Raw genomic sequence first — 22,851 nt, forward strand, 5'->3', positions numbered from 1 at the left:
GGGGGCTGACCCCGTCCCCTTCTGCGCGCCGTATTGTTCTTTCACATGTGATGTTTTAGACTGGCGCTGCAACCCGACCGGAGGCCCTCCTTGAACTACCTTGCCGTCATCCGCGCCCTGCTCTCGGGCTGGTGGATCATCGCCGGCGCCACGCTCATCGGGGCCGGCGCTTCCCTCGTCGTCACCACCATCACGCCGCCGACGTACCAGTCGTCGACCTCGTACTACGTGTCCGTCGCCGGGGTCACCTCGGCGACAGCCGGTGAGATCGCGCAGGGGTCGACGGCCGCGCAGCAGAAGATCAAGTCCTACATGCAGCTCGCAGCCTCCCCCCGCGTCCTGCAGGGCGTGATCGACGAGCTCGACCTGGACACCACGCCAGCGGCCCTCGCGTCCCAGGTCACCACGTCGGTCGACACCGGCAGCGTCATCATCAAGATCGCCGTCCAGGACGACTCCGCGAAGGCGTCGGCCACCATCGCCGAACGGATCGGGAAGAGCCTCGCCACCGTGGTGCAGCAGATCGAGCCGACCGGCGCCGACCGGAAGCCGTCCGTCACGCTCGAAGAGGTCACACCGGCCTCCGTGCCGACGAGCCCCATCGCGCCGCGGAAGGCCGCGGACATCGCACTCGGCCTGTTCGGCGGCCTCGCTGTCGGTGCGGCACTCGCCCTGCTCCGCGCCGCCGTCGACACGCGGATCCGCTCCGGCGAGGACCTCGACGTCGACGTGCCCGTGGTCGGCGACATCGCGTTCGACACCGACGCTGCCCGTCAGCCACTGATCATCCGCGACGAGGTCAACTCCGCACGGTCCGAGGCCTTCCGCAGCCTCCGCACCAACATCCAGTTCCTGCGGACGAGCGGCGCCCCGACCATCGCCCTGACGAGCGCTCGCCCGTCCGAAGGCAAGACGACCACCACCGCCAACCTCGGGATCGCGTTGAGCAAGAGCGGCATCCGGACGGTCGTCATCGACGCCGACCTCCGTCGACCGAACGTGGCCGCCCTGATGAACATCGAGGGTGCCGCCGGACTGACCGACCTGCTCGTCGGTCGTGTCGAGCTCGAGGACGTCCTGCAGGACTGGGGCGTCGACGGTCTCGCTGTCCTGCCCGCCGGCACGGTCCCGCCGAACCCCAGCGAGCTCATCGGGTCCGAGGCGATGGCCCGGGTCCTCGCCGAGCTGGCGTCGCGCTTCGACGTCGTGCTGGTCGACACGCCCCCGGTGCTCGCCGTCACCGACTCGGCGCTCGTCAGCACCCTCGTGTCGACGACCCTGCTGGTCACCGCCGCGAACCAGACGAAGACGTCCGACGTGCGTCTGGCGATCGAGGCGCTGTCGCGCGTCGGTCAGCAGGTCGCCGGCGTCGTCCTCACCAAGACGAAGCACAAGGCGTCCCGCAGCGCCTACTACCGCTCGGAGTACACGAGCGCCCGTACCGCCTGACCGATGACAAGGACCCGATCGATGCTCCGCCCACGACCCCTCCGCCCACGCACCCTCCGTCCACGCACCCTCCGCACGAAGCGCCTCCTCGACGTCGTCGGCGCCGCCGTCGCACTCGTCGCACTCGCTCCGGTGCTCGCCGCTGTCGCCGCCCTGGTCGCCGCGAAGCTCGGCCGCCCGGTGCTGTTCCGCCAGCGCCGCCCCGGACTCCACAGTGAGCCGTTCACGATCCTGAAGTTCCGCACGATGCTCGAACCCGATCCGGGACGCGGCCGCGTCTCGGACGCCGACCGGCTCACCCCGTTCGGCGAGTTCCTGCGGTCCACGAGCCTCGACGAGCTGCCCAGTCTCTGGAACATCCTGCGCGGCGACATGAGCTTCGTCGGTCCCCGCCCGACCCTCTGCCGGTACCTCGACCTCTACACCGCCGAGGAGGCCCGCCGACACGACGTCCTGCCCGGCCTGACCGGTCTGGCCCAGGTCCGCGGGCGCAACGCGCTGCCGTGGCCCGAGCGGCTCCGGTCGGACGTCGAGTACGTCGACACCCTGACCCTCGGCCTCGACCTGCGCATCCTGCTCCGCACGGTGGGCATCGTGCTCCGTCGAGAGGGCATCGCAGCGCCGGGCCACGTCAGTTCCGACGTCTTCGAGGGCACGGCCGCGATGACGGGTGGCTCCCGGTGAAGACCGCCTGGATCGTCAACCACTACGCGCACCACCACGAGCGCGACGGGCGCGCGACCCGGCACCAGCACCTGGCCGACGGCCTCCGCGAGCACGGGTGGCACACGGTGGTCATCGCCGCCGGCACGGACCACCCGTCCGGCCGCTCGCACCTCCGCGGCACGACGCTGCGCGAGCGCTGGTCCGGCGACGGCTACGAGTTCTGCTGGCTCCGCGGAGTCGACCACCGCGGGTCCGGCGTACGCCGCGCGATCCGCCGCGTCGCCGACATCGGCCTGTTCACCGCGCTGCTCCTGGCTCCGCGCACGCTCCGGGGCCTCCCCCGCCCGGACGTCGTGATCGGTGGGTCGTTCCACCCACTGGCGGCGTGGGCGGCTTCGATACTCGCTCGACGGCTGGACGTGCCGTTCGTCTTCGAGCCGCGCGACCTCTGGCCGGAGTCGGCACTCGGGCTCGCGGGGATGACCGAGCGGCACCCGGTGATCCGCGTCCTCCGACGACTGGAGCGGGCCGTCGTCCGTCGGGCAGCGCACATCGTCTCCCCACTCGAGGGCGTCGGGCGGTACTACGCCGACCGCGGTCAGCCCACCCCCTTCACGTGGATCCCGAACGGCGTGGCGATCGACGAGCAGACGGACCAGCCAGACACCACGGCCGCCGAAACGACGAGCACCGCCACCGACACCGACACCGACACCGACCGCTTCACGGTCACCTACATCGGTTCGATGGGCCCGGCCAACGCCCTCGAGGCCGTGCTCGACGGCTTCGCGCTCGCCAGCCGTCGGTCCGCCGCTCGCGGCGGACCGCACCTGGTGCTCCGCATGGTCGGGGACGGATCGGACGTCACCGCGCTCCGGGAACGCGCGTCGCGCCTCCCGGCCGGTACCGCCGTGATCTGGGACGGACGCGTGCCGCAGGACCACGCGCGTCGCATCGGCCGACAGGCCGACTGCCTGGTCGTCAACATGCACGACCTGCCGCTGTACCGACACGGCGTCTCGATGAACAAGCAGTACGAGTACATGCTGCTCGGCCGCCCGTTGCTCGTCGGCGCACCCGTCACGCTCGAACCGGTGGCCGCGTCCGGCTCGGGCATCCACGTCCGACCCGACGACCCCGAGGCGATCGCCGAGGGCATCGAGACCCTCGCGGCGATGCCGGCTGACGAACGCGCCGCGATGGGCGCCCGAGGCCGCGACCACGTCATCCGCGAGCACGACTACCGCCGGCTCGCCGGCGTCCTGGCGGGCGTCCTCGACGACACCGTCGCCTCCCGCTGACCTCCCCACGACCACCGCGCACCACCCGAGGAAACCCGAGCATGAACCCCGACATCGTCCACGTCTCCAGCGCCCACCCCTGGGTCGACAACCGCGTCCACCTGCGCGAGGCCGCCGCAGCGGCCGCCGCCGGCTACCGCGTCCGGCTCATCGCCGTCGCGTCCGACCTCAGCGCGCCAACGACGGCCGTCGAGGTGGTGCGGATCCCGCGGCGAGCGCGCGTCCGACGCATGGTCGTGTCGACGACACAGGCACTCGTCCTCGCGCTGCGCTCGCGCGCACAGGTGGTGCACCTGCACGATCCCGAGCTGATCTGGACGGTCCCGGTGCTCCGGCTCGCCGGTCGCACCGTCGTCTACGACGCCCACGAGGACCTGCCCGACCAGGTCTGGGGCAAGGACTACCTGACGCACCGGCAGCGCGCCGTGTTCGCGTGGCTGTCGCACGGCCTGCTGCGGGTCGCCGGGACGGCGCACCGCGTCGTCACGGCGACCGAGTGGACGGGGCGCCGGTTCCCGGCATCGCGCCGCATCGCGATCCACAACTTCCCCTTCGCGCGTCCGGAGGACGACGCCCAGCTCGGACTGGAGGCCCGCCCCGCCCTGGTCGCGCACGTCGGGGTCCTGAGTCGCGACCGTGGGATCGACGTGCTCGCGTCCGTGGTCGAGGAACCGTCGTTCCCGGCGGACTGGCGGATCGAGATGGTCGGTTCGATTGACCGGGCGACGTCGACGGATCGGCTGCGAGCCGCCGAGGCGACCGGCTCGGCCGTGCACGGCGGTGTCGTCGGTCCGATGGAGGCACGCGACCTGCTCCTCCGCGCCCGCATCGGGGTCGTCCCGTTCCGACGGACCCCCGTCACCGACCAGATCTTCCCGACGAAGCTGTTCGAGTACCTGGCAGCCGGGCTCGCCGTCATCGCCACCGACATCCCGTTGTGGCGACACCTGCTGCGCGGCGTCGAGTGCGTGACGTTCGTCCCCGCCGACGACCCGGCGGCCATCGCCGAGGCGATCCGCCGGTACGCCGACGACCCTGCCCTGCTCCGTCGGCACGGTGCCGAGGCCCGGCGCGCCGCAGCACGCTTCACGTGGGCCCCGGAGGCCGAGCGGCTCGTCGCGATGTACGACGAGCTCCTGCCCGGCGTCCGCACTGCGCGCCTGAGCGCGACGGCCACCCGGTGACGCAGGCGACGATCGACCGGGCCGCCCTCGCCCGGCCGGTGGGGCGTGCGGCCGGGGTGTTCGCCGCGGTCGGGCTCCTCGGCCTGACGATGAACTGGATCTCGGCGAACCTCGTCGCGCCGCTGTTCTCGTACCTCGGGTACGGCTTCGTGCCCGCCTCGTGGCAGGCGGTGCTCGTCGTGATCACGCTCACGGCCACCGTGGCGCTGACGCTGCCGCGGGTGCTCGTCCGGCCGTCGCACGTCGTGCTCTGGACCATCTTCGTCGTCTGCGTCAGCCCGACGATGATCATGAGCGTCTCGACCGGGTACGTGTCCACCGCCACCGCGATCGGGTTGAGTGCAGCCGTCGGCACGGCGTTCTCGCTGGTCAGTCTGGCCACCCCGCGCAGCGCGACGGCGCCGGCGGCGCAGCTCGACCCAGCGGACGACGTGCTCGTCGTCGGTCCGCGCAGGATCGACCGCGGCATGCTCACGTGGACGGTGTGCTGGGTGTACTCGCTCGTCACGTACGGGCTGATGGCGGCCACGGTCGGCATCCACATCCGGTTCCTGGCGCTCGACGACATCTACGAGGTGCGCGCCGACTACTCGTCGGACGTCGGCAGTGGCGGTGCCCTCGGCTACCTGCTGACCGGTCAGGCGTACGTGATCAACCCGCTCCTCCTCGCACGGGGCATCTTCCGTCGGCGTCCGTCGCTGGTGGTCCTCGCCCTGGTCGGGCAGTTCCTGCTGTACTCGAGCACCGGCTTCAAGGCAGTCCTGTTCTCGTTCGTCGCCGTCCTCGGCATGGCGGTGCTGTTCCGGGGGACGAAGCCGGCGCGGTCGCTCGCCTTCCTCGGTGCCCCGCTCGCGATCATGGTGGTCTCCGCCTTCGCTGACGAGGTGCAGGGGGGCATCACGTGGACGTCGGTGTTCACGCGCCGCTTCATGCTGACGCCGGGGCTGCTGTCCTCGGTGTACGTCGACTACTTCTCCGACAACCCCGTCGCGAAGTACGGCTACTCGTTCCTCAGTACCTGGGTCGACTACCCCTACGACCTGCCGCCACCCAAACGGATCTCCGACTACCTGGTGCCCGGCTCGGTGGGCTACGCGAACGCCAACCTGTTCGCCGACGGGTTCGCGAACCTCGGGTGGATCGGGATCTTCGTCGCTGCGGCTGCGCTGTTCGTCTGGCTGCGGTTCCTCGACGGTGCGAGCCGGGGGCTCCCGATGCGCGTCGCGGCGATGGCGGTGGTGATGCCGAGCATCATGCTGTCGAACACGTCGATCTTCACGGCGATGCTCTCGCACGGGCTGCTGATGGGGACGCTGATCCTGCTGATCGCACCCCGCAGTGGCTGGGAGCGGGCGCCGCGGAACGGTTCCGACCGCCGCGCAGCTCAGCCTTCGCGGACGCGGACCACCGCTCCGGCAACGGCCACGACCGCAGTCGTCGTCGCGCCCCAGTCGTTGTCCACGAGCACCAGGTCGTTCGCCGTCTGCCGACACAGCACCCCGTAGACGGCGCCCTGCTCGACACTGCCGTCGTAGCGGTTGCCCATCAGGTGCCCGCGGTTCTCCGTGGCGCGGACGTCGAGCGCGACCGACGTCGCGCTTCCCTGCTTCCGCAGCCCGGCGATGCGGTTGCCGACGAGGGCGATCGCGTCGTTCGAGTGGTACAGCGAGAGGCCGCGCCGGACCCCGCTCGGCAGGTGGTTGTGTGCGACCAGCAGGTCCCTGGTGAGGTACACGAGGACCGCGCCGTCACGGTCGCCGTCCCCGTACCCCGTCACGGTGTTGCCCCGGACGATGCCGTTCGCCCGTTCGGCATCGTCGCCGACGGTCTCCCCGGCACCCCGGACGACGATGCCGGAACCCGGTCCTGGGGTCGTCCGCCGGACGACGTTGTCGATGACGGAACAGTCGAGCGGCGCGTACTTCGTAGCACTCGCGTCCGACTCGTCCTTCGAGGGGACGACGGCGATGCCCACCCGGCAGTCCTCGACCAGGTTGCGCAAGATCGCGATGGACTGCCCGCCGTGCGTGTCGATGCCCTCCCAGGCGGGGACGTCGGACACGTGGTTGTCGGCGATGACGACACGAGCGGACCGCGGCGCCTCGACGAGCCCGGTGGTCGTGGCCCGCACGGCCTCGATCCCGTAGGAGTTCGGGTAGGGCGCCGGCTGGGTGATCCGAGCGATCCGGTTGCGCAGCACGGAGCCGTCCGTGCACGAGAACATGAGGACCCCGGCGTACCCGATGTCCGCGATCACGCTGTCGGCGACGCTGAAGACCCCGCAGTGCTCGAGCAACACCCCGTCGTGCGGGAAGTCACGGATGTCCGCGCCCTGGACGTGCACGTCCCGCAGCGGTCGCGCCGACGTCCCGGCGATGTGCACCCCGCGGCCGAGGCCGGCGTGGTCCGACCCCGATCCGCGGAGGACGGCGTCGACGATGGTCACACCCGAGGCCGTGACGACCACCAGATCGATGTCGCGCGAGGTGGAGAGCGACCCGCCCACGAAGCGGATCGTCAGTGGCCGGTCGACCACCACGGGCGCTGAGAGCACCCAGTGCCGGGTCACGACGAGGACGCCGTCCGGGTCTGCGGCGGCAACGGCGTCCTGCAGCCGTGCGACGCCGATGTCGGACCGCGGCTGCGGCTGCGACTGCGGCTGCGGCTGCGACGCCTGCGCGCGCCCGGCGGGGGCGAGCAGCGCGACCGGGATCGCGCTGGCCGCACCGAGCAGTGCGTCACGACGACTGATGTGCGGACGCGACGACGTGCCGCGGGTCACCGTCCGGTCGCTTCCGGCATCGGTGCCACACCGGACAACGACCGGTACAGGTCGAGGAGCACCTGTTCCTCGCGGTCCCAGCGGAAGCGCTCGCGTACCAGGGCTCGCCCGGAAGTCGCGTGACGCAGGAGGAGCTCGGGGTCCTCGTCGTACCGGCGGATCGCGGCGACCACGGCCTCTGGGTCGCCCGGCGGGACCCACGTCGCGCAGTCGGCGCCGGCGAGGAGTTCCCGCCAGAGGGGGACGTCCGTCGCGACGACCGCGAGGCCTGCTTCCAAGTACTCGAACAGCTTGGTCGGGATCGAGGCTGCGTACGCCGGAGTGGGGAAGAGCGGGAGGAGCCCGATGCGCGCGGACACCAGCAGGTCGCGGGCGGCGTTCGGGAGCAGGACGCCACGGTGGTCGATCCGGCGCGCGCGGACGAGGTCGTCGAAGGCTCGGCGGTCGACCGCTCCGTCGATGGGTCCGGCCGTCCGCACACGCCAGCCGTCGGGGAGCTTCCGGGACGACGCGACACCGGTCAGCACGTCGAGGCCCCGGTCGCGGCTCATCGACCCGATGTAGACGACGGTCTTGTCGCGGTCGATCACCGACTGCACCGCCGTGTCCTCGGCTCGCAGCTGCGGGACGTTCCGGACCAGCACCGTGCGGTCGACGGGGAACCGGCGCGCGATGGTCGGGGTCGCCGCCACCACCGTCCGTGCTCGCCGCGCGACGACGAGCACCGCGTGCGCTGCGACCGTGCTGACACGGCGGGCGACCGGGCCCAGGTACTCCTTGCCCCGCACCTGTGCCGGCAGGTCTTCGTGCGCGTCGTAGACGACCGTCCGGTGGAAGCCGCGGAGCACGGGGACGGCCCACACGAGCTCGGGGTCGTGCAGGTGCACGATCGGGGCCCGCGAAGACAGTGCCGCGCGGACGGCCTGGACGGACGACACCAGGACGCGTCGCCCGCGGCGTCGTGCCGGGAGCCTGCGGACGTACACCCCGGTCTCGGGGTCGGGCTGGTCCCAATCGCGATCGGCACCGACGCCCGCGGCTGCGACGGCGATCAGGGCGGTGCGGTACCCGGCCTTCGCCGCGCTCCCTGCAGCGCGGAGGTGCACGCGGTTGTCGGTCCACGGGTGTGCACTCGAGACGTGCACGATGTCGAACGGGCGGGGACGAAGGGGCATGCCCCGAAGCTAGGGGTCTCCTCGCCCACGAAGCGAGTTATCTACATGTCGCATTTCACGGATCGGTTGTCCAGAGCGGCGTGTGCGGTTCGGTCGTGGATCCGGGCGGCCCGGAGGACGAGGAGGAGCACCGCCGCGTACGAGATCGCCATCGCGGAGGCGAGCGACACGAGCGCGACGGGCATCGGCGCACCGAGTAGCGACGGCACGAGCACTGCCGAGGCGGACAGCGCGAGCCGTGCTCCGTCCCAGACCAGTTGCGCTCCCTGCCGCTGCAGCATCGAGAGCAACTGCGTGACCGGCGACACCGCGACCTGGATCGCGAAGGCCGGGACGAGCACCTGCGCGTACGTCCCCGAGACGGCCCACTCCGGGCCGAACACCGTCGAGAACACCGCCGGGCCGAGGAGCACGACCACCAACGCGGCCACCGCCCCGGCGAGCGCCAACCGCACGACGAGGCGGACCAGCAGCCCGCGGACCGGATCGGCCGAGCGGATGCGGAGGCCGAACGCCCCGGCGGCGTACTGCGCGGTGGCGTCGGCGACCATGCCGACCGGAGCGCCGAGCACCCGCATCGTGAGGGCGACGAAGCCCGCGGCGACGCTGCCGTGCAGGGCGGCGATGAGCAGCGACGGTGCCTGCTGCCCGACGACGTTGAGCATGGAGGACCACGGCGTGATGAGGAGGAACCGCCGGTGGTCCCGAGCGGCGGCCGAGAGCGTCCGCGGGGTGGTCCGCGCGGCGTCGCCCCGCCGGAACCGGACCATCCCGAGCAGGGCTGCGATCCGTCCCACGGCGAGGCCGCCCACCAGACCGATCGGACCGGCGACGGCCATCGTCAGGTTCCAGACGGACTGACCGACGCCCTGACAGGCGTTGCGCACGGCGATCGAACGATGTCGTTGCTGACGCGCGAGCACGGCCGAGGCGATCCGTTGCGCTCCCACGGCGACGACGGTCACCGGGACGACCCACCACAGTTCTGCGAGGGCCGGGGCGGCGAACCACCGCGCCGCATCGTGCCGGAGGACCCAGGACGCCCAGGTCGTCCCGGCGCCGACGGTCAGTGTCGAGAGGAGCCCCAGGACGACCAGCGCCCGTGCCGTCGCCGTGTCGTGCGCGACGACCAGGGCGCGGTCGGTGCCGAGTGTCGCGCCGGCACCGAGGATGCTCGCGACCGCCGTGACCACTGCGAGGGTGCCGAAGTCGGCTGGCGTGTACAGCCGGGTGAGGAGCGGCGAGATCGCCACGACGAGCCCCTGCCCGAGGACGGTGCCGAGGAGGATCGTGGCGATCGCCGGGAGACGCTGTCGGGGCGTGGAGCGCACTGCGTCAGGCCGACGGGGCGACGGCAGGAGCGCCGATCGCCGTCACGGTGGTCGATGCCCACCGAGCGACGTCCAGCACGCGCCGGCCGTCGACGACGGTCCGGACACCGGGCAGACGGGACTCGTCCCACGTCGCGTACTCGGCGTGGTCGGCCTGCACGACCGCGGCGTCGACGGGCTCGCCGTCGGTGTGGGGCTCGAAGCCGAGACGGCGGAGTTCGTCGGCGGAGTACAGCGGGTCGGAGACCGTCACGAGCGCGCCGTGTGCCCGGAGTGCGTCGACCGTGCCGAACACTCCGGAGAAGGCGGTCTCCTTCACCCCGCCGCGGTACGCCGCGCCGAGGACGACGACGCGCTGGTCACGCAGGTCGCCGTGCAGGCGCTCGAGGAGGTCGACCGCGTGCGACGGCATCGCGGCGTTCCGGGCACGCGCAGCACGGACCACCGTCGCCTCCGGGTCGTTCCAGAGGTACAGCCGGGGGTAGACCGGGATGCAGTGCCCGCCGACGGCGATCCCGGGCCGGTGGATGTGGCTGTACGGCTGGGAGTTGCACGCCTCGATGACGGCGGCGATGTCGATGGCCTGTCGTTCGGCGAACCGTGCGAACTCGTTCGCCAGGGCGATGTTGACGTCGCGGTAGGTGGTCTCGGCGAGCTTCGCGAGCTCGGCGGACTCGGCGGTGCGGAGGTCCCAGACGCCGTTCGGGCGGTCGAGGTCGTCGCGCTCGTCGAACTGCAGGACGGCTTCGTAGAAGGCGCGTCCGCGTGCGGAACCCTGGTCGGACAGCCCGCCGACGAGCTTCGGGTAGCGGCGGAGATCCGCGAACACCCGCCCCGTCAGCACGCGCTCGGGCGAGAACACGACGTGGAAGTCCCGCCCCTCGACGAGTCCGGACCGCTGCTCGAGCCGAGGCGCCCAGCGGCCACGGGTGGTCCCGACCGGGAGCGTGGTCTCGTAGGCGACCAGGGTGCCGGGTCGCAGGTGGTGCCCGATCGTGTCGGTGGCGGCGTCCATCCAGCCGAAGTCCGGGATGCCGTCCGAGTCGACGAACAACGGGACGACGACCACGACGACGTCGGCCTCGGGGATCGCGGTGGCGGCGTCCGTGGTCGCCCGGAGCCGACCTGCGGACACGACCTCGCGCATCCCCTCGGCGAGCCCGTGCTCGCCGGGGAAGGGTTCGATGGCCGCGTTCACCGCATCGACCACCCCGCTCGCCACGTCGAGGCCCGTGACGCGGGCACCGGACCGGGCGTACTGCACGGCGAGCGGGAGTCCGATCTTGCCGAGACCGACGACGACGATGTTCATGCTGCTGCTCCTTCGGGCTCCGTGCCGAGCTGCACGGTCTGCTGGATCCGCGAGGACTCGAGGACTGCCTCGGCGACCAGCACCGTGCGCAGCCCGTCGCGGAGGGTGACGATGTCGGACGGGCGCCCGAGCACGGCGTCGCGGAACGCCTCGTGCTCGACGAGCAGGGGCTCGCGCTTGGTGATGGCGAACCGGGTGCTCGCCCCCTCGGACACACCCCGGAAGGCAGCCACCTGGTCCCACTCGGTCCGGACGGTGCCGTTCTCGTGGAAGGTCAGGTCGGCGGTGAGCGTGTCCGCGACGAAGGTGCCGCGTTCGCCGGTGACGATCATCAGTCGTTCCTTGAACGGCGTCAGCCAGTTCACGAGGTGGGACGTCAGTGTGCCGTCGGCCAGGCGACCGGTGACGGTCACCAGGTCTTCGTGCGGCCGCCCGCTCTTCGTCCCCGCGAGCGCCCCGACGTGGACGAACGGCGACCGGGTGATCCACGAGGTCGAGTCGATGTCGTGGGTGGCGAGGTCCTTCACCACGCCGACGTCGGCGATCCGGGCGGGGAAGGGCCCCTGGCGACGCGTGACGATCTGGTAGACGTCGCCCAGTTCTCCGGCGTCGAGTCGCTGCCGCAGCGCCTGCAGTGCGGGGTTGTACCGCTCGATGTGTCCGACCGCACCGACGAGTCCGGCGTCGTCGAAGGCCGCCACGAGCCGCGCGGCAGCAGGACCGTCGACCGCGACGGGCTTCTCGATCAGGGCGTGCACCCCCGCCTCGGCGAGCTCCACGCCGACGGCTTCGTGCAGTGCGGTGGGGACTGCGACGACCGCCGTGTCGATGCCGATGGCGAGGAGCTCGCTGACGGAACGGACGACCGGCACCCCCTGAGCGACGTCGTGCCGGTCGCCGAGCGCATCGGCGACACCGACCAGTTCGACCCCGTCGATCGAGCGCAGGACCCGGGCGTGGTGCCGCCCCATCATCCCGAGGCCGATCACGCCGGCCCGCAGCACGCGGCTCATCGGCCGGCCCCGGCGAGGGTGTTGACGGCCTCGACGACGCGGTCGAGCTGGGACAGGGTCAGGGTCGGGTACACCGGCAGCGCGAGGACCTCGGTGGCTGCGCGCTCGGTCTCGGGCAGGTCGGCCTCGTGGCCGAACGACGGCAGCCGGTGCACGGGCGTCGGGTAGTAGACCCCCGTGCCGATGCCGAACTCGGACCGCAGGGCGGCCGCGAAGCCATCGCGGTCGGACGGCACCCGGACGACGTACTGGTGGAAGACGTGCTCGGCTCGCGGGTCGGTCGTCGGGGTGACGACGCCGTCGAGTTCACGGGTGAAGTAGGCGGCGTTCGCTTGGCGTTGCGCGGTCCACCCGAGCACCTTGCGGAGCTGGACCCGTCCGATCGCCGCGTGGATGTCGGACATCCGCGCGTTGAAGCCGACGACCTCGTTCGCGTAGCGCTGCTCCATGCCCTGGTTGCGGAGGAGCCGGAGCATGCGGTCGACGTCCGGGGTCCGGGTGGAGACCATGCCCCCTTCGCCCGCCGTCATGTTCTTGGTCGGGTAGAGGCTGAACGCGGCGGCGTCGGACCCGCTGCCGACGCGCGCACCCGCCCACCGGGCACCGTGTGCCTGCGCCGCGTCCTCGATGACCAGCAGGTCGTGCTCTCGGGCGATCTCGGCGATCTCGGTCATGTCGGCCGGGTGCCCGTAGAGGTGGACCGGCATGACCGCGCGGGTGGCCGGTGTGACGGCGGCGCGCACGGCAGCGGGATCGACGCAGTACGTCAGGGGGTCGATGTCGACGAACACGGGGGCGGCGCCGACGAGTCGAACGGCGTTCGCGGTGGCGGCGAAGGTGAACGAGGGGACGATGACCTCGTCGCCCGGGCCGACGCCGAGGGCGACCAGTGCGAGGTGCAGCGCCGCCGTGCCGCTGTTCACCGCGGTGACCGCTGCGCCCTCGACGAGGACCGCACCGAACTCGCGCTCGAAGGCAGCGACTTCCGGACCCTGCGCGAGGCCGCCGCCTTCGAGGACGGCGTCGACGGCGCGGCGTTCCTCGATGCCGATGAGCGGCTTCGCCGCCGGGATGAGTTCGAGTGTGGTGGTCATCGGATGGCCTCGATCGTGTCGGTGGTCTCGGAAAGGCGGAAGCGGTCACCGGTCTCGGTGCAGACCAGGGTTCGGTCGTCGACCTGCGCGAGGCGTCGGCCGGTGCGGCTCACCCAGCCGATGCGGCGGGCGGGAACCCCGGCGACGAGGGCGTGGTCCGGGACGTCGTGGACGACGACGGCACCGGCAGCGACCAGCGCCCACCGGCCTATGCGCACCGGCGCCACGCAGAGGGCTCCGGCGCCGAGGGAGGCGCCGTGCTCGACCACGACGGCGGTCGGTCGCCAGTCGTCGGCGTCCTGCAGGGTGCCGTCCGGGTTGATCGCCCGGGGCGTGTTGTCGTTGGTCAGGACGACGCCGGGGCCGACGAAGACGCCGTCGCCGATGACGGCCGGCCCGTAGACGAGTGCCCCGTTCTGGATCTTGCAGCGGGCGCCGACCTGGACGCCGGCCCCGACGGTGACACCGCGGCCGAGCAGTGTCTCGCTGCCGACGGACGCTCCGGCTTCGACGTGGGAGTCGTCCCAGACGCGGACGCCGCGCGCGATCACCGCCGAGGGCGACACGACGGCGGTCGGGGCGACGAACGCGTTCGGGAGGATGGTGCTCGGGCTCATGGGTGCGCTTCCTGATCAGGCGCGGCGGTCCCTCCGCTGCATGCCCAGCGTACGATATACCGGTACGACATATCAAGTGTCATCATTGCAGCCGTGATGCATTCGTGCGACGACCGCCGCGGACCGGTTCCCGGAGGCCGCCGGGTAGTGTCGACCCGTGCGATGGAGTCGAGTGAACTGGCCGTCCGTGGGCTACGTCTCCCTCGAGGACTTCGACGGGCAGCGGGAGCACGTCGCCCGCGTGCTCGAGGACGCTCCCCCGGCCGTCGCCGCACTCCTGACCGTCAAGTGGACGGACTCCCGCATCGCACGGTGGGACGTCGAGCACCCGGATCTCGCGCACCCGGACCCCGCCCACCCGGACGACGAGGACGACGACGACACCGGGACGGCGGTCGACCTGCCGGGCCACGGCGTCCCCGACCCGGTCGTCGTGCACACCGAGGTCATCGTCCGCAACGACGAGGTGCTCGACACCCCCGACGGCCTGTGGCGCCGGTGGAACCACGCCAGGGTCACGCTCCGACTCCGCGACGCGGTGGTGGACCCACCCCACACCGACCCCGCAGCACTGCTCGCCGGGGACGCCCACGTCGTGCGCGGTGAGCTCGAGTACCTGCACGAGCTCGACCAGTGGGAGCTCCGCCTGCTCGTCTCCCCCGTCGGCGAGGTGGCGATCCGCTTCCGGGGCGTCCGGGTCGCGATCCGCAGCGTGCCCGAGTCCGTCTACACGGAGCTCGACGCACGGCCAGCGCGCGGCTGGCACGGTCCGGTGCCGGACGGCTGGGTCGAGTACGCCACCGAGGTGGTGCGTGCCGCCGCGTACGGCGACCTGGGCGGACTGCACCTGGCCGACGACGCGAGTGACGTCGACGACGTCGACCCGCGCTGGGGCGTCGCCCCGCTGCACGCCGCCGCGTGGTTCGACCGGCCCGAGATGCTCGAGGAGCTCCTGCGCCGCGGCGCGTCGCTGCAACTCACCGACACCGAGGGGCGGACGCCGCTGACGCTGGCGATCGACCGCGATGCACGTCGGGCGATCGACGTGCTCGTGGCTGCGGGCGCCGACCTGGAGGCCCGGGACACCGACGGCAACACCCCGATCGTCCGCGCCGCCTGGGGTGGCCACGGTGCGATCGTGCGGTCGCTCGCCGCCGCGGGTGCGGACACCAGGGCGCTCGGCTCACGGGGCGCGTCCCTGCTGATCGCCGCGGTCGACTCCGGTGACCTGGACACGGTGCGGTCCGTGCTCGCCCTGGACGTCGACGTGAACGCCGAGGACGACGAGGGCTCGACCGCCACCGCTCGCGCAGAACTGCTCCGCGACCGAGCGGTCGCGGAGCAGTTGGCGCACTACTACTCGGGGAGCTGATCGAGCCGGCGGGCTACTCCGCCGTCTCGATGGCGTTCGCCTGGGCGACCTTCCCGTACCAGTGCGCGGACGGCTTCGGGGTGCGCTCGAAGGTCTCCGGGTCCCACGACACCAGGCCGAAGGTCGGACGGAAGCCGGACGCCCACTCGTAGTTGTCCAGGAGCGACCAGTGCTGGTAGCCGAGGACCTCGATGCCGTCGTCGATGCAGCGGTGGATGCCCTCGAGCGCGCCCTGCGTGTAGGCCTGGCGACGGGTGTCGTCGGCGGTGGCGATGCCGTTCTCGGTGATCATCAGCGGGACACCGCCGGACAGCTCCCACGCGCTGCGCAGCCCGTCGGCCGAGGCCTCCGGGTAGAACTCCCAGCCGGTCAGGGTCGTCTCGACGTCGTCCGCCACGGGCAACGGACCGGAAGCGCCGATGAACGTCCGGGTGTACGCCTGCACGCCGAGGAAGTCGTCGCCGGCGGCGTTCTCGAGGTACCAGTCGTCGCGCGGGTACCCGTACTCGCGGAGCATCGCGTCCGCGCCGGGCTCACCGTTGGACTTGAACGCCTGCGTCGCGACGGTCCAGCCGCTCTGGATGCCATCCACCTGGGAGAGCACCTCCCGCGAACGCTTGTGGGACTCGAGCAGGGCGTCGGCGACGCCCAGGTCCGGGTTCGGCAGGCCGTACGCCACGAGGTTCGACGCGTCCTCGCCGCCGGCGAGCATCGCGGCGATGTTCGGCTCGTTGATCGTGCAGACGTACCGGACCCCGTCGGACACCACGGGCAGCGCGGCTTCGGTGTAGCGGGCGAACAGGTCGGCCGCGTCGGGTGCGCGCCAGAAGCCGTCGCGTTCGAACCAGCGGGGCACCGTGAAGTGCATGAGCGTGACGATCGGCTCGATGCCGAACTCGTGGCAGGCGTCGACCATGCGGCGGTAGTGGTCGATCTCGGCGCGGCTGACGAACCCGCGTTCCGGCTCGATGCGCGCCCACTCGATGCTGAACCGGTACGAGTTCAGGCCGAGCTCGGCGGCGATCCGGATGTCGTCGCGGTACCGGTGGTAGCTGTCCGCGGCGTCGCCGGACGGCTCGACGATGGTGGTGTCCGGCTCGTGCTCGTGCACCCACCAGTTCGAGTTGACGTTGTTGCCCTCGATCTGGTGCGCGGCGGTGGCGGCGCCCCAGAGGAAGCCCTTCGGGAAGTCGAGCGTGCTGATGACGGGGTCCTTTCAGTGGGCGTTCATGAACGCATCGAAGACGGCGACCGTGCCGAGCGGGTTCTCGATCTGGGGGCCGTGGTAGCTCTCGGCGATCACCTCGTACGACGCACCGAGACGCGAGGCCATGTCCGCCTGCCACGGGATCGGCCAGGCGCCGTCCCAGACGCCGTGCGCGACGAGGACCGACAGTCCGGTCGCGCGGAGTTCCTCGGTGGTGTCGGTGCGGTCCTCGAGGATCGCCGCGCCACCGAGCACGCTGAGCACGCTCGTGTGGTCGAAGCGCTCGCGGACCATCCGGGCGTCGTCGGGGAGTTCGGCGTCGGGGCGGCCGGCCCAGAGCGGGTTCTGCGCGTCGAACAGCGCACGGTTGGAGCACGTGTCGGCGACGATCGTCTTCTCGGCGGCCTTGCGGTACGACCAGCCGTGCGGGCCGGAGCAGAACATCGTCACGTCGCGGAACGACGTCGGCGAGGCGATCGCTGCGGCGCGGACGATCACGCCGCCGAGCGAGTGGCCGATGAGGTGCACCGGAGCGCCGTCGTCGAGCAGTCCGGCGACGCGGACGACGTCGGCGGCCTCCTGCTCGAGCGTGTACGCCGTGCGGTCGTCGGGCGAGACCGAGTCGGCCTGTCCACGACGGCTGATCGCCACCGCCGACCACCCGGCGTCGCGGAGGAGCGGCAGGAACGTGCGCCAGTCCTCCTTGGAGCCGGTGTAGCCCGGGACGATGAGCACGACACCCTTCGACACCCCGGACGGCACGATCCGGTACGCCGTGAGGCGGCCGATCGGCAGGTCGATCCCGACGACGTCGACCCCGTCCGGCGTCGGCAGGTGGCCGAACGCCGGCACCGCCGGGAAGTCGTGCAGCGTGGTCACAGCCGGCCCTCCGCGAGGGCGCGGCGGGGGTTCGGCACGGCGTCGAGCAGGGCGATCGTGTACGGGTCCTGCGGGTTCTGCAGCACCTCGGCCGTCCGTCCCCGCTCGACCACGGCACCCTCGTGGAGCACCATGATGTCGTCGGTGATGAGCCGCGCGCTGAGCAGGTCGTGCGTGATGTAGAGGAGCGAGACGCCCCACTGCTCGCGCAGGTCCTCGAGCAGGGCGAGCACGCCGGCGCGCAACGTCACGTCGAGCATCGAGACCGGCTCGTCGGCGATGATCACCTGCGGGTCGGACGCGAGTGCCCGGGCGATGACGACGCGCTGCCGCTGCCCACCGGAGAGCTGGTGCGGGAGCTTCTGCGCGAACTGCTCGACCGGGGTCAGGCCCACGGTCTCGAGGAGCTCGAGCACGCGGCGCCGGGCGTCCTGCCCCGTCAGGTCCGTGTAGTTCGCGATCGGGCGGGACAGCGTGTACTCCACGGTGTGCAGCGGGTTGAGCGCCGCGTACGGGTCCTGGAACACCATCTGCACCTCGGAGCGGAGGTCCCGCAGGCCGCGCTTGCCCAGGCGTGCGACGTCGAGGTCGCCGAACCGGACGGTGCCGGTCGTCGGCTTCTCGACCCCGGTCAGGAGCTTCGCGATGGTCGACTTGCCCGAACCGGACTGACCGACCAGGGCGAGCGACTGCCCCGGCTCGAGGGTGAACGACACGTCGCGCACCGCCTGCACGGGCTGCTCGCCGCGGCGCGGAGCCGGGTAGGTCTTCACGATGTTCGAGACGACGATCGGGTTCTTCGCCGCCGAGCGCTCACGCGACCCGACGGTGCTGAACGACGACGTGGCCTCCTGCCGCTTCTCGCCGGACGTCGCACGCTGCGACCGGTCCGGGAAACCGGGCAGGGACACGATCTCGGCCCGCGGGTCGGCGTAGTGCGACAGCAGCATCTGCGTGTACTCGTCCTGCGGGTTGCGCAGGAGCTCCTTCGAGCCGCCGTCCTCGACGATGCGGCCCTCGTGCATGACGAGCACGCGCTCGGTGGCCTCGAGCACGATGCCGAGGTCGTGGCTGATCAGGATCGCCGTGAAGCCCTCGGCCTGCTGCAGCTCGATGATCGTGTCCATGACGGCGTGCTGCACGAGCACGTCGAGTGCCGTGGTCGGCTCGTCGAACACCATGAGCTGCGGTTCGAGCGACAGGGCCAGGGCGATCGAGACACGCTGCCGCATGCCGCCGGAGAGCTCCCCGGGGAACCGGGCGAGCATCGACGTCGGCAGCTTCACCTTCTCGATGAGCTCCTTCATCCGGGCGTCCCACCGGTCGCGCGACACGTGGCCGTGCGCCTTGAAGATGTCGATGAAGTGGTTCCGCACGGTGCGCACCGGGTTGAGCGCGTTCATGCCGGACTGCAGCACCATCGCGAAGCCGCCCTGGCGTTGCTGCCGGAGCGCTTCCTCGTCGAGGTCGCGGATGTCGTGGCCGTTGAAGACGATGCTGCCGCCGTTCGTGCGCGCCGGCGGCTTCTGCAGACGCGTCAGCGCGTAGCCGAGCGTCGACTTGCCCGAACCGGACTCACCGACCAGGCCGACGAACTCGCCCTTCCGCAAGCTGAACGACACGTGGTCGACCGCCTGGACGGCCGTCTGGCCGGCCGATTCGTACACGACCGACAGGTCGCGGACGTCCAGCAGGACGCCCTGGGCGTCACCACCGTCGGACGGGAGGCCCGTGGCGGCGCCGTCCCGCGCCTCCAGGCCGTCTGCTGGTTGCGTCGTACGCGAGCCGCTCATGCGGTCGCCTCCTTGCGCTTCGGGCGCGCGCCTTCGCGCAGCCGCGGGTTGGACACGGCGTCGACGCCGAAGTTGATCAGGGTGAGGCTCATCGCGAGCAGCGCGATGCAGAGGCCGGGGGCGAAGAGCAGGATCCACTGGCCGGTGAGCAGCGCGTTGGAGTTCTGCGCCCAGTAGAGGATCGTGCCCCAGCTGACGATCGACGAGTCGCCGAGCCCGAGGAACTCGAGGCCCGCCTCGGCCAGGATCGCGCTCGTGGCCGCTCCGAAGAAGGAGCCGACGATGAGCGAGGTCATGTTCGGCAGGATCTCGCGGAACACGATGCGGGTCGCACCGTCACCGGAGAACTGCGCCGCCGTCACGAAGTCGCGACCGCGCAGGGACTGCGTCTGGCTGCGCAGGACGCGAGCGCCCCAGGCCCAGCCGGTCACGACGATCACCGCGATGATGACCGCGATGCCGCCGTTCTGCAGGTACGCCGCGATGACGATCATCAGGGGCAGGCCCGGGATGACCAGGAACAGGTTCACGATGAAGCCGATGACCTCGCCGATCCACCCGCGGACGTAGCCCCAGCTGAGGCCGATCGCGACGGCGACGAGCGTCGACAGGATGCCGGCGACGGCACCCACCATCACGGAGATCCGTGCGCCGTAGATGATCTGGGACAGCACGTCCTCGCCGGCGGCGGTGGTGCCCATCCAGTGGTCGGCGGTCGCGTCGGCGGACCGGGCGAAGCCGTTCTGGCTGGCACCGTACGGGGCCAGGAGCGGCGCGAAGATCGCGACCAGCACGAACACCGCGAGGATGATGATGCCGATCCGGGCCTTCGAGTTCGACCAGACGACGCCGAACTGGCGGGCGATGCTCTTCCACTTGGAAGGAGCCTGTTGTTCGTCGGTGTCCTGGGTCCGGACAGCGACAGTGGCGTTGTTGGTCATCGGCGCGTCCTCGGGTCCAGGACGCCGTACATGACGTCCACGATGAAGTTGGCGATGAGCACCGACACGGTGATCATCAGGAAGAGGGCCTGCATCAGCGGGTAGTCCTGCCCGATGACGGCGTTGAACAGCAGGTAGCCGATGCCGGGGTAGCCGAAGACCTGCTCGACCAGCACCGAACCGCCGACCACGCCACCGAGTGCCAGACCGAAGCCGGTCAGGTTCGGCAGGATCGCGTTCCGCGCCGCGTACCGGACGGCCACGGTGCGGCCGCGCAGACCGTTCGCCTCGGCGAAGGTCACGTAGTCGTCACCGAGCGTGTTGATCATCGCGTTGCGCATGCCGATGATCCAGCCGCCGAGGCTCGTCACGAGGATCGTCACCGCGGGCAGCACCGCGTGCTGCAGGGCATCGGCCGCGAACGCTCCGTTGAGCCCCGGGGTGGTGGTCGCCGAGTAGGCGCCCGTGGTCGGGAACCAGTGCAGCACGTAGCCGAGGAAGAACAGCAGGAGCAGGGCGGTCCAGAAGTACGGGAACGTCGACATGAACGACCCCGACAGCGTCGGGAGCGAGTCCAGCCAGGTGCCGCGCTTCCACGCCGCCGCGACGCCGATCAGGGTGCCGAGGACGAACGCGAGGATCGTCACGACGCCGACCAGGATGAGCGTGTACGGCAGGGCCTTCGACACGAGGTCGCCGACCGGCTGCGGGTAGAACGTGTAGCTCACCCCGAAGTCGAGCGTGACGACCTGGTGCAGGTAGTTGACGTACTGGTCCCACAGGTTGCCCGTGGGGACGCCGAGCTGGGCCTCGATGGCCTTCTTGGTGGCTTCGGTGACGGGGCCGTTCTGGCTGAGCTTCGCCAGCGCGGCGTCCGACGGGCTGCCCGGCATGAGGCGCGGGAGCACGAAGTTCAGCGTGACCGCGGCCCAGAGGGTCAGGACGAAGAGGACGAGTTTCTGGAGGATGTACTTCACTTCTGGTCCTCTTGCTGCTTCAGGATCTCCTGGCCGGCTGCGCTGTCCCGGAGCCGGAGCTTCGAGAAGATGAGCAGCGGTGCGGAGTCGTAGTTCTGCGGGGCCATGTACGGGTCCTCGGCGCTGGGCCAACCGACGAACTTGCCGGTGTTGAACAGCCCCCAGAGCCCGCCGTAGTACATGCCGATCACGGGCAGTTCGTCGTACACGATCTCCTGCAGCTGGTTCAGGATCTCCTGCTGCTTCGCCGTGTCCGTCGTCGCCTTGTACTCGTCGAGGAGCTTCTGGGTGTCGGCGTTCTTGTAGCGCTCGTAGTTGTTCACCGTCGACTTGCCGACCGGCTGGTAGAAGTCGCTGCTGAGCAGGGAGTTGAACGCCTGGTAGACGTCACCGTTGCCCATGCCGCCCATCGCCATGTCGAACGTGCCGTTGTTGATGTTCTGCTGGTAGCCGGCGGGCTGCGGTGCCTGGATCGTCACCTTCACGCCGATGGCCGTCAGGTCGCGACGGACCTCCTGCGCGGCACGGAGCCAGTCCGAGTAGCCGTTCGCGGTCATGATGGTGATGGACAGCTGCTTGCCGTCCTTCATGATCTTCCCGCCCTGCTCGGTCCAGCCGGACTTCGCGAACGCGGCCTTCGCAGCGTCGACGTCCTGCGTGACCATGCCCTTGTCCGGGATGTCCGGGTTGAGGTACTTCTCCTGGTTCGGCAGGATCAGGCCGGTCTGGCCCGCTGCCGCCAGGTTGCCCTCGGACGCGGTCTCGGCGATGTCGTCACGGTTCAGCGCGAGCGAGATGCCCTTGCGGACGTTGACGTCGTTGTACGGGGCCTTCGTCAGGTTCGGGATGAGGCCGATCACGCCACCGGCCGGGAACCACCACTGGTTCGTCTTCGACGCGGCACCCCAGGTGCCCTTGACGTCCGAGATGAACGAGTACGCCCAGTCGTAGCCGCGGGTGACGGTGTCGAGCTGCGTGTTCGTCGCCGGCAGGATGAGGTGCTTGATGGCGATCTTGTCGGCCTGCCAGTACGTCGGGTTCTTGTCCATCGAGTACTGCTGGTCGGTGTAGTTGCCGAGCACGAACGGACCGGTGCCGACCGGGTTCGGGTCGCGGAACGTCGTGGGGTCCTTCACGCCGCCCCAGTGCTGCTCCCCGAGGATGTACGTCGCGCCGATGATGTTCAGGCTGGGCACGTCGTCGCTCTTGAGGTGGAAGACGACGTGGTCGCCGTCCACCTCGATGCTCTTGATGTGCTGCCAGGCGCCCTTGACGTCCATCGCCGGGAACTTCTTCAGCAGGTCGAACGTGAAGACGACGTCCTTCGCCGAGAACGGCGAGCCGTCGGACCACTCGACGCCCTGGCGGATCGTCATGTCGATCGTGCTGGCGTCCGGCTGGCTCCACTTGCTGGCGAGCCACGGGGTGCCCTTGCCGTCGAGGGGGTTGATCTCGATGAGCGGCTCGTACATCCACTTGGAGGCCGTGCGGGCGTTCGCGATGTACGGGTTGAAGTTGCGGTCGAACAGCGGGTTGCCGTGGTCCGCGTTGATGAGCATCGTGTCCTTGCCGATCGTGGGATCGGGTTCGGACCGGACCTGGATGCTGCAGCCGGTGGCCATGAGGGCCACTGCTGCGAGCCCGGCGATCGCCGCGACGAGGCGTCCGCGTCGTCGGGTGCTGCCGGGGCGCGTTCCGGGAGCGCGGGTCCCGGGGTCGCGCTTGCCGCGCGTGCGCTGTGGGGGAAGCGTCATTGCT

The 22,851-nt window shown here is 70.9% G+C and carries 18 protein-coding genes; 5 read left to right on the top strand and 13 right to left on the bottom strand.

Going from position 1 to position 22,851, the window contains the following annotated elements; genetic code table 11:
* Positions 1 to 90: 90 nt before the first annotated feature.
* Genes HQQ88_RS14380 through HQQ88_RS14395 form a run of 4 tightly spaced genes read left to right on the top strand, consistent with a single transcriptional unit; the run spans position 91 to position 4,600 of the window.
* Entirely contained in the window at positions 91 to 1,449 is a 1,359-nt protein-coding gene (locus HQQ88_RS14380) for a polysaccharide biosynthesis tyrosine autokinase (protein ID WP_173169852.1), read from the top strand.
* A 21-nt stretch (positions 1,450 to 1,470) separates the two neighbouring features.
* Entirely contained in the window at positions 1,471 to 2,133 is a 663-nt protein-coding gene (locus HQQ88_RS14385) for a sugar transferase (protein WP_173169854.1), read from the top strand.
* Positions 2,130 to 3,416, top strand: coding sequence for a glycosyltransferase family 4 protein (locus tag HQQ88_RS14390; protein ID WP_173169855.1), 1,287 nt, complete (start codon positions 2,130 to 2,132; stop codon positions 3,414 to 3,416). Before HQQ88_RS14385 ends, HQQ88_RS14390 begins: the two co-directional genes overlap by 4 nt.
* A 41-nt stretch (positions 3,417 to 3,457) precedes the next feature.
* Positions 3,458 to 4,600: a glycosyltransferase family 4 protein gene (locus HQQ88_RS14395; RefSeq protein ID WP_173169856.1), complete on the top strand. Its 1,143-nt coding sequence runs from the start codon at positions 3,458 to 3,460 to the stop codon at positions 4,598 to 4,600.
* A 1,384-nt stretch (positions 4,601 to 5,984) separates the two neighbouring features.
* On the opposite strand, the gene HQQ88_RS14400 is transcribed toward HQQ88_RS14395, so the two are convergent.
* From HQQ88_RS14400 to HQQ88_RS14430, 7 genes are read right to left on the bottom strand one after another with little or no spacing between them, the layout of a single operon-like run.
* Positions 5,985 to 7,382, bottom strand: coding sequence for a right-handed parallel beta-helix repeat-containing protein (locus tag HQQ88_RS14400; protein WP_173169857.1), 1,398 nt, complete (start codon positions 7,380 to 7,382; stop codon positions 5,985 to 5,987).
* Positions 7,379 to 8,557, bottom strand: coding sequence for a glycosyltransferase (locus HQQ88_RS14405; protein WP_173169858.1), 1,179 nt, complete (start codon positions 8,555 to 8,557; stop codon positions 7,379 to 7,381). Before HQQ88_RS14405 ends, HQQ88_RS14400 begins: the two co-directional genes overlap by 4 nt.
* Before the next feature lie 41 nt (positions 8,558 to 8,598).
* Complete coding sequence (locus HQQ88_RS14410; protein WP_173169859.1) at positions 8,599 to 9,888, bottom strand: lipopolysaccharide biosynthesis protein; 1,290 nt, start codon at positions 9,886 to 9,888, stop codon at positions 8,599 to 8,601.
* Between the two features lie 4 nt (positions 9,889 to 9,892).
* Entirely contained in the window at positions 9,893 to 11,200 is a 1,308-nt protein-coding gene (locus HQQ88_RS14415) for a nucleotide sugar dehydrogenase (RefSeq protein WP_173169860.1), read from the bottom strand.
* Entirely contained in the window at positions 11,197 to 12,213 is a 1,017-nt protein-coding gene (locus HQQ88_RS14420; protein WP_173169861.1) for a Gfo/Idh/MocA family protein, read from the bottom strand. Before HQQ88_RS14420 ends, HQQ88_RS14415 begins: the two co-directional genes overlap by 4 nt.
* Entirely contained in the window at positions 12,210 to 13,307 is a 1,098-nt protein-coding gene (locus tag HQQ88_RS14425) for a DegT/DnrJ/EryC1/StrS aminotransferase family protein (RefSeq protein WP_123293516.1), read from the bottom strand. The genes HQQ88_RS14420 and HQQ88_RS14425 overlap by 4 nt, the downstream gene beginning before the upstream one ends.
* Positions 13,304 to 13,924, bottom strand: a complete 621-nt coding sequence (locus HQQ88_RS14430; protein ID WP_123293515.1) for an acyltransferase — start codon at positions 13,922 to 13,924, stop codon at positions 13,304 to 13,306. Before HQQ88_RS14430 ends, HQQ88_RS14425 begins: the two co-directional genes overlap by 4 nt.
* 157 nt (positions 13,925 to 14,081) lie before the next feature.
* Between HQQ88_RS14430 and HQQ88_RS20220 the strand changes: the two genes are divergently transcribed.
* Entirely contained in the window at positions 14,082 to 15,296 is a 1,215-nt protein-coding gene (locus HQQ88_RS20220; protein WP_173169863.1) for an ankyrin repeat domain-containing protein, read from the top strand.
* Between the two features lie 13 nt (positions 15,297 to 15,309).
* On the opposite strand, the gene HQQ88_RS14440 is transcribed toward HQQ88_RS20220, so the two are convergent.
* From HQQ88_RS14440 to HQQ88_RS14465, 6 genes are read right to left on the bottom strand one after another with little or no spacing between them, the layout of a single operon-like run.
* A complete protein-coding gene (locus HQQ88_RS14440; RefSeq protein ID WP_173169997.1) occupies positions 15,310 to 16,500 on the bottom strand; it encodes a family 1 glycosylhydrolase in 1,191 nt (396 codons plus the stop codon).
* Positions 16,501 to 16,512: 12 nt separating this feature from the next.
* Entirely contained in the window at positions 16,513 to 17,382 is an 870-nt protein-coding gene (locus HQQ88_RS14445) for an alpha/beta fold hydrolase (protein ID WP_173169865.1), read from the bottom strand.
* Positions 17,379 to 19,175: an ABC transporter ATP-binding protein gene (locus HQQ88_RS14450; protein WP_134195416.1), complete on the bottom strand. Its 1,797-nt coding sequence runs from the start codon at positions 19,173 to 19,175 to the stop codon at positions 17,379 to 17,381. Before HQQ88_RS14450 ends, HQQ88_RS14445 begins: the two co-directional genes overlap by 4 nt.
* Positions 19,172 to 20,116, bottom strand: coding sequence for an ABC transporter permease (locus HQQ88_RS14455; protein ID WP_123293511.1), 945 nt, complete (start codon positions 20,114 to 20,116; stop codon positions 19,172 to 19,174). The genes HQQ88_RS14450 and HQQ88_RS14455 overlap by 4 nt, the downstream gene beginning before the upstream one ends.
* The gene (locus tag HQQ88_RS14460) at positions 20,113 to 21,093 is read right to left on the bottom strand and encodes an ABC transporter permease (RefSeq protein ID WP_111085432.1); all 981 of its coding nucleotides are present in this window, start codon (positions 21,091 to 21,093) and stop codon (positions 20,113 to 20,115) included. Before HQQ88_RS14460 ends, HQQ88_RS14455 begins: the two co-directional genes overlap by 4 nt.
* Positions 21,090 to 22,847 (bottom strand): ABC transporter substrate-binding protein, encoded by a 1,758-nt coding sequence (locus tag HQQ88_RS14465; protein ID WP_254067117.1) that lies wholly within the window; start codon positions 22,845 to 22,847, stop codon positions 21,090 to 21,092. Before HQQ88_RS14465 ends, HQQ88_RS14460 begins: the two co-directional genes overlap by 4 nt.
* Positions 22,848 to 22,851 lie beyond the last annotated feature (4 nt).

The sequence above is a fragment of the Curtobacterium sp. VKM Ac-2861 genome, from assembly GCF_013204965.1.
Lineage (GTDB): Bacteria > Actinomycetota > Actinomycetes > Actinomycetales > Microbacteriaceae > Curtobacterium.

Bases quoted from the DNA above. Each gene is read 5' to 3' on its own strand.
- HQQ88_RS14385 (WP_173169854.1), top strand. From the start codon at position 1,471: ATGCTCCGCCCACGACCCCTCCGCCCACGCACCCTCCGTCCACGCACC.
- HQQ88_RS14395 (WP_173169856.1), top strand. From the start codon at position 3,458: ATGAACCCCGACATCGTCCACGTCTCCAGCGCCCACCCCTGGGTCGAC.
- HQQ88_RS14405 (WP_173169858.1), bottom strand. From the start codon at position 8,557: ATGCCCCTTCGTCCCCGCCCGTTCGACATCGTGCACGTCTCGAGTGCA.
- HQQ88_RS14415 (WP_173169860.1), bottom strand. From the start codon at position 11,200: ATGAACATCGTCGTCGTCGGTCTCGGCAAGATCGGACTCCCGCTCGCC.
- HQQ88_RS14420 (WP_173169861.1), bottom strand. From the start codon at position 12,213: ATGAGCCGCGTGCTGCGGGCCGGCGTGATCGGCCTCGGGATGATGGGG.
- HQQ88_RS14425 (WP_123293516.1), bottom strand. From the start codon at position 13,307: ATGACCACCACACTCGAACTCATCCCGGCGGCGAAGCCGCTCATCGGC.
- HQQ88_RS14430 (WP_123293515.1), bottom strand. From the start codon at position 13,924: ATGAGCCCGAGCACCATCCTCCCGAACGCGTTCGTCGCCCCGACCGCC.
- HQQ88_RS14450 (WP_134195416.1), bottom strand. From the start codon at position 19,175: ATGAGCGGCTCGCGTACGACGCAACCAGCAGACGGCCTGGAGGCGCGG.
- HQQ88_RS14455 (WP_123293511.1), bottom strand. From the start codon at position 20,116: ATGACCAACAACGCCACTGTCGCTGTCCGGACCCAGGACACCGACGAA.
- HQQ88_RS14465 (WP_254067117.1), bottom strand. From the start codon at position 22,847: ATGACGCTTCCCCCACAGCGCACGCGCGGCAAGCGCGACCCCGGGACC.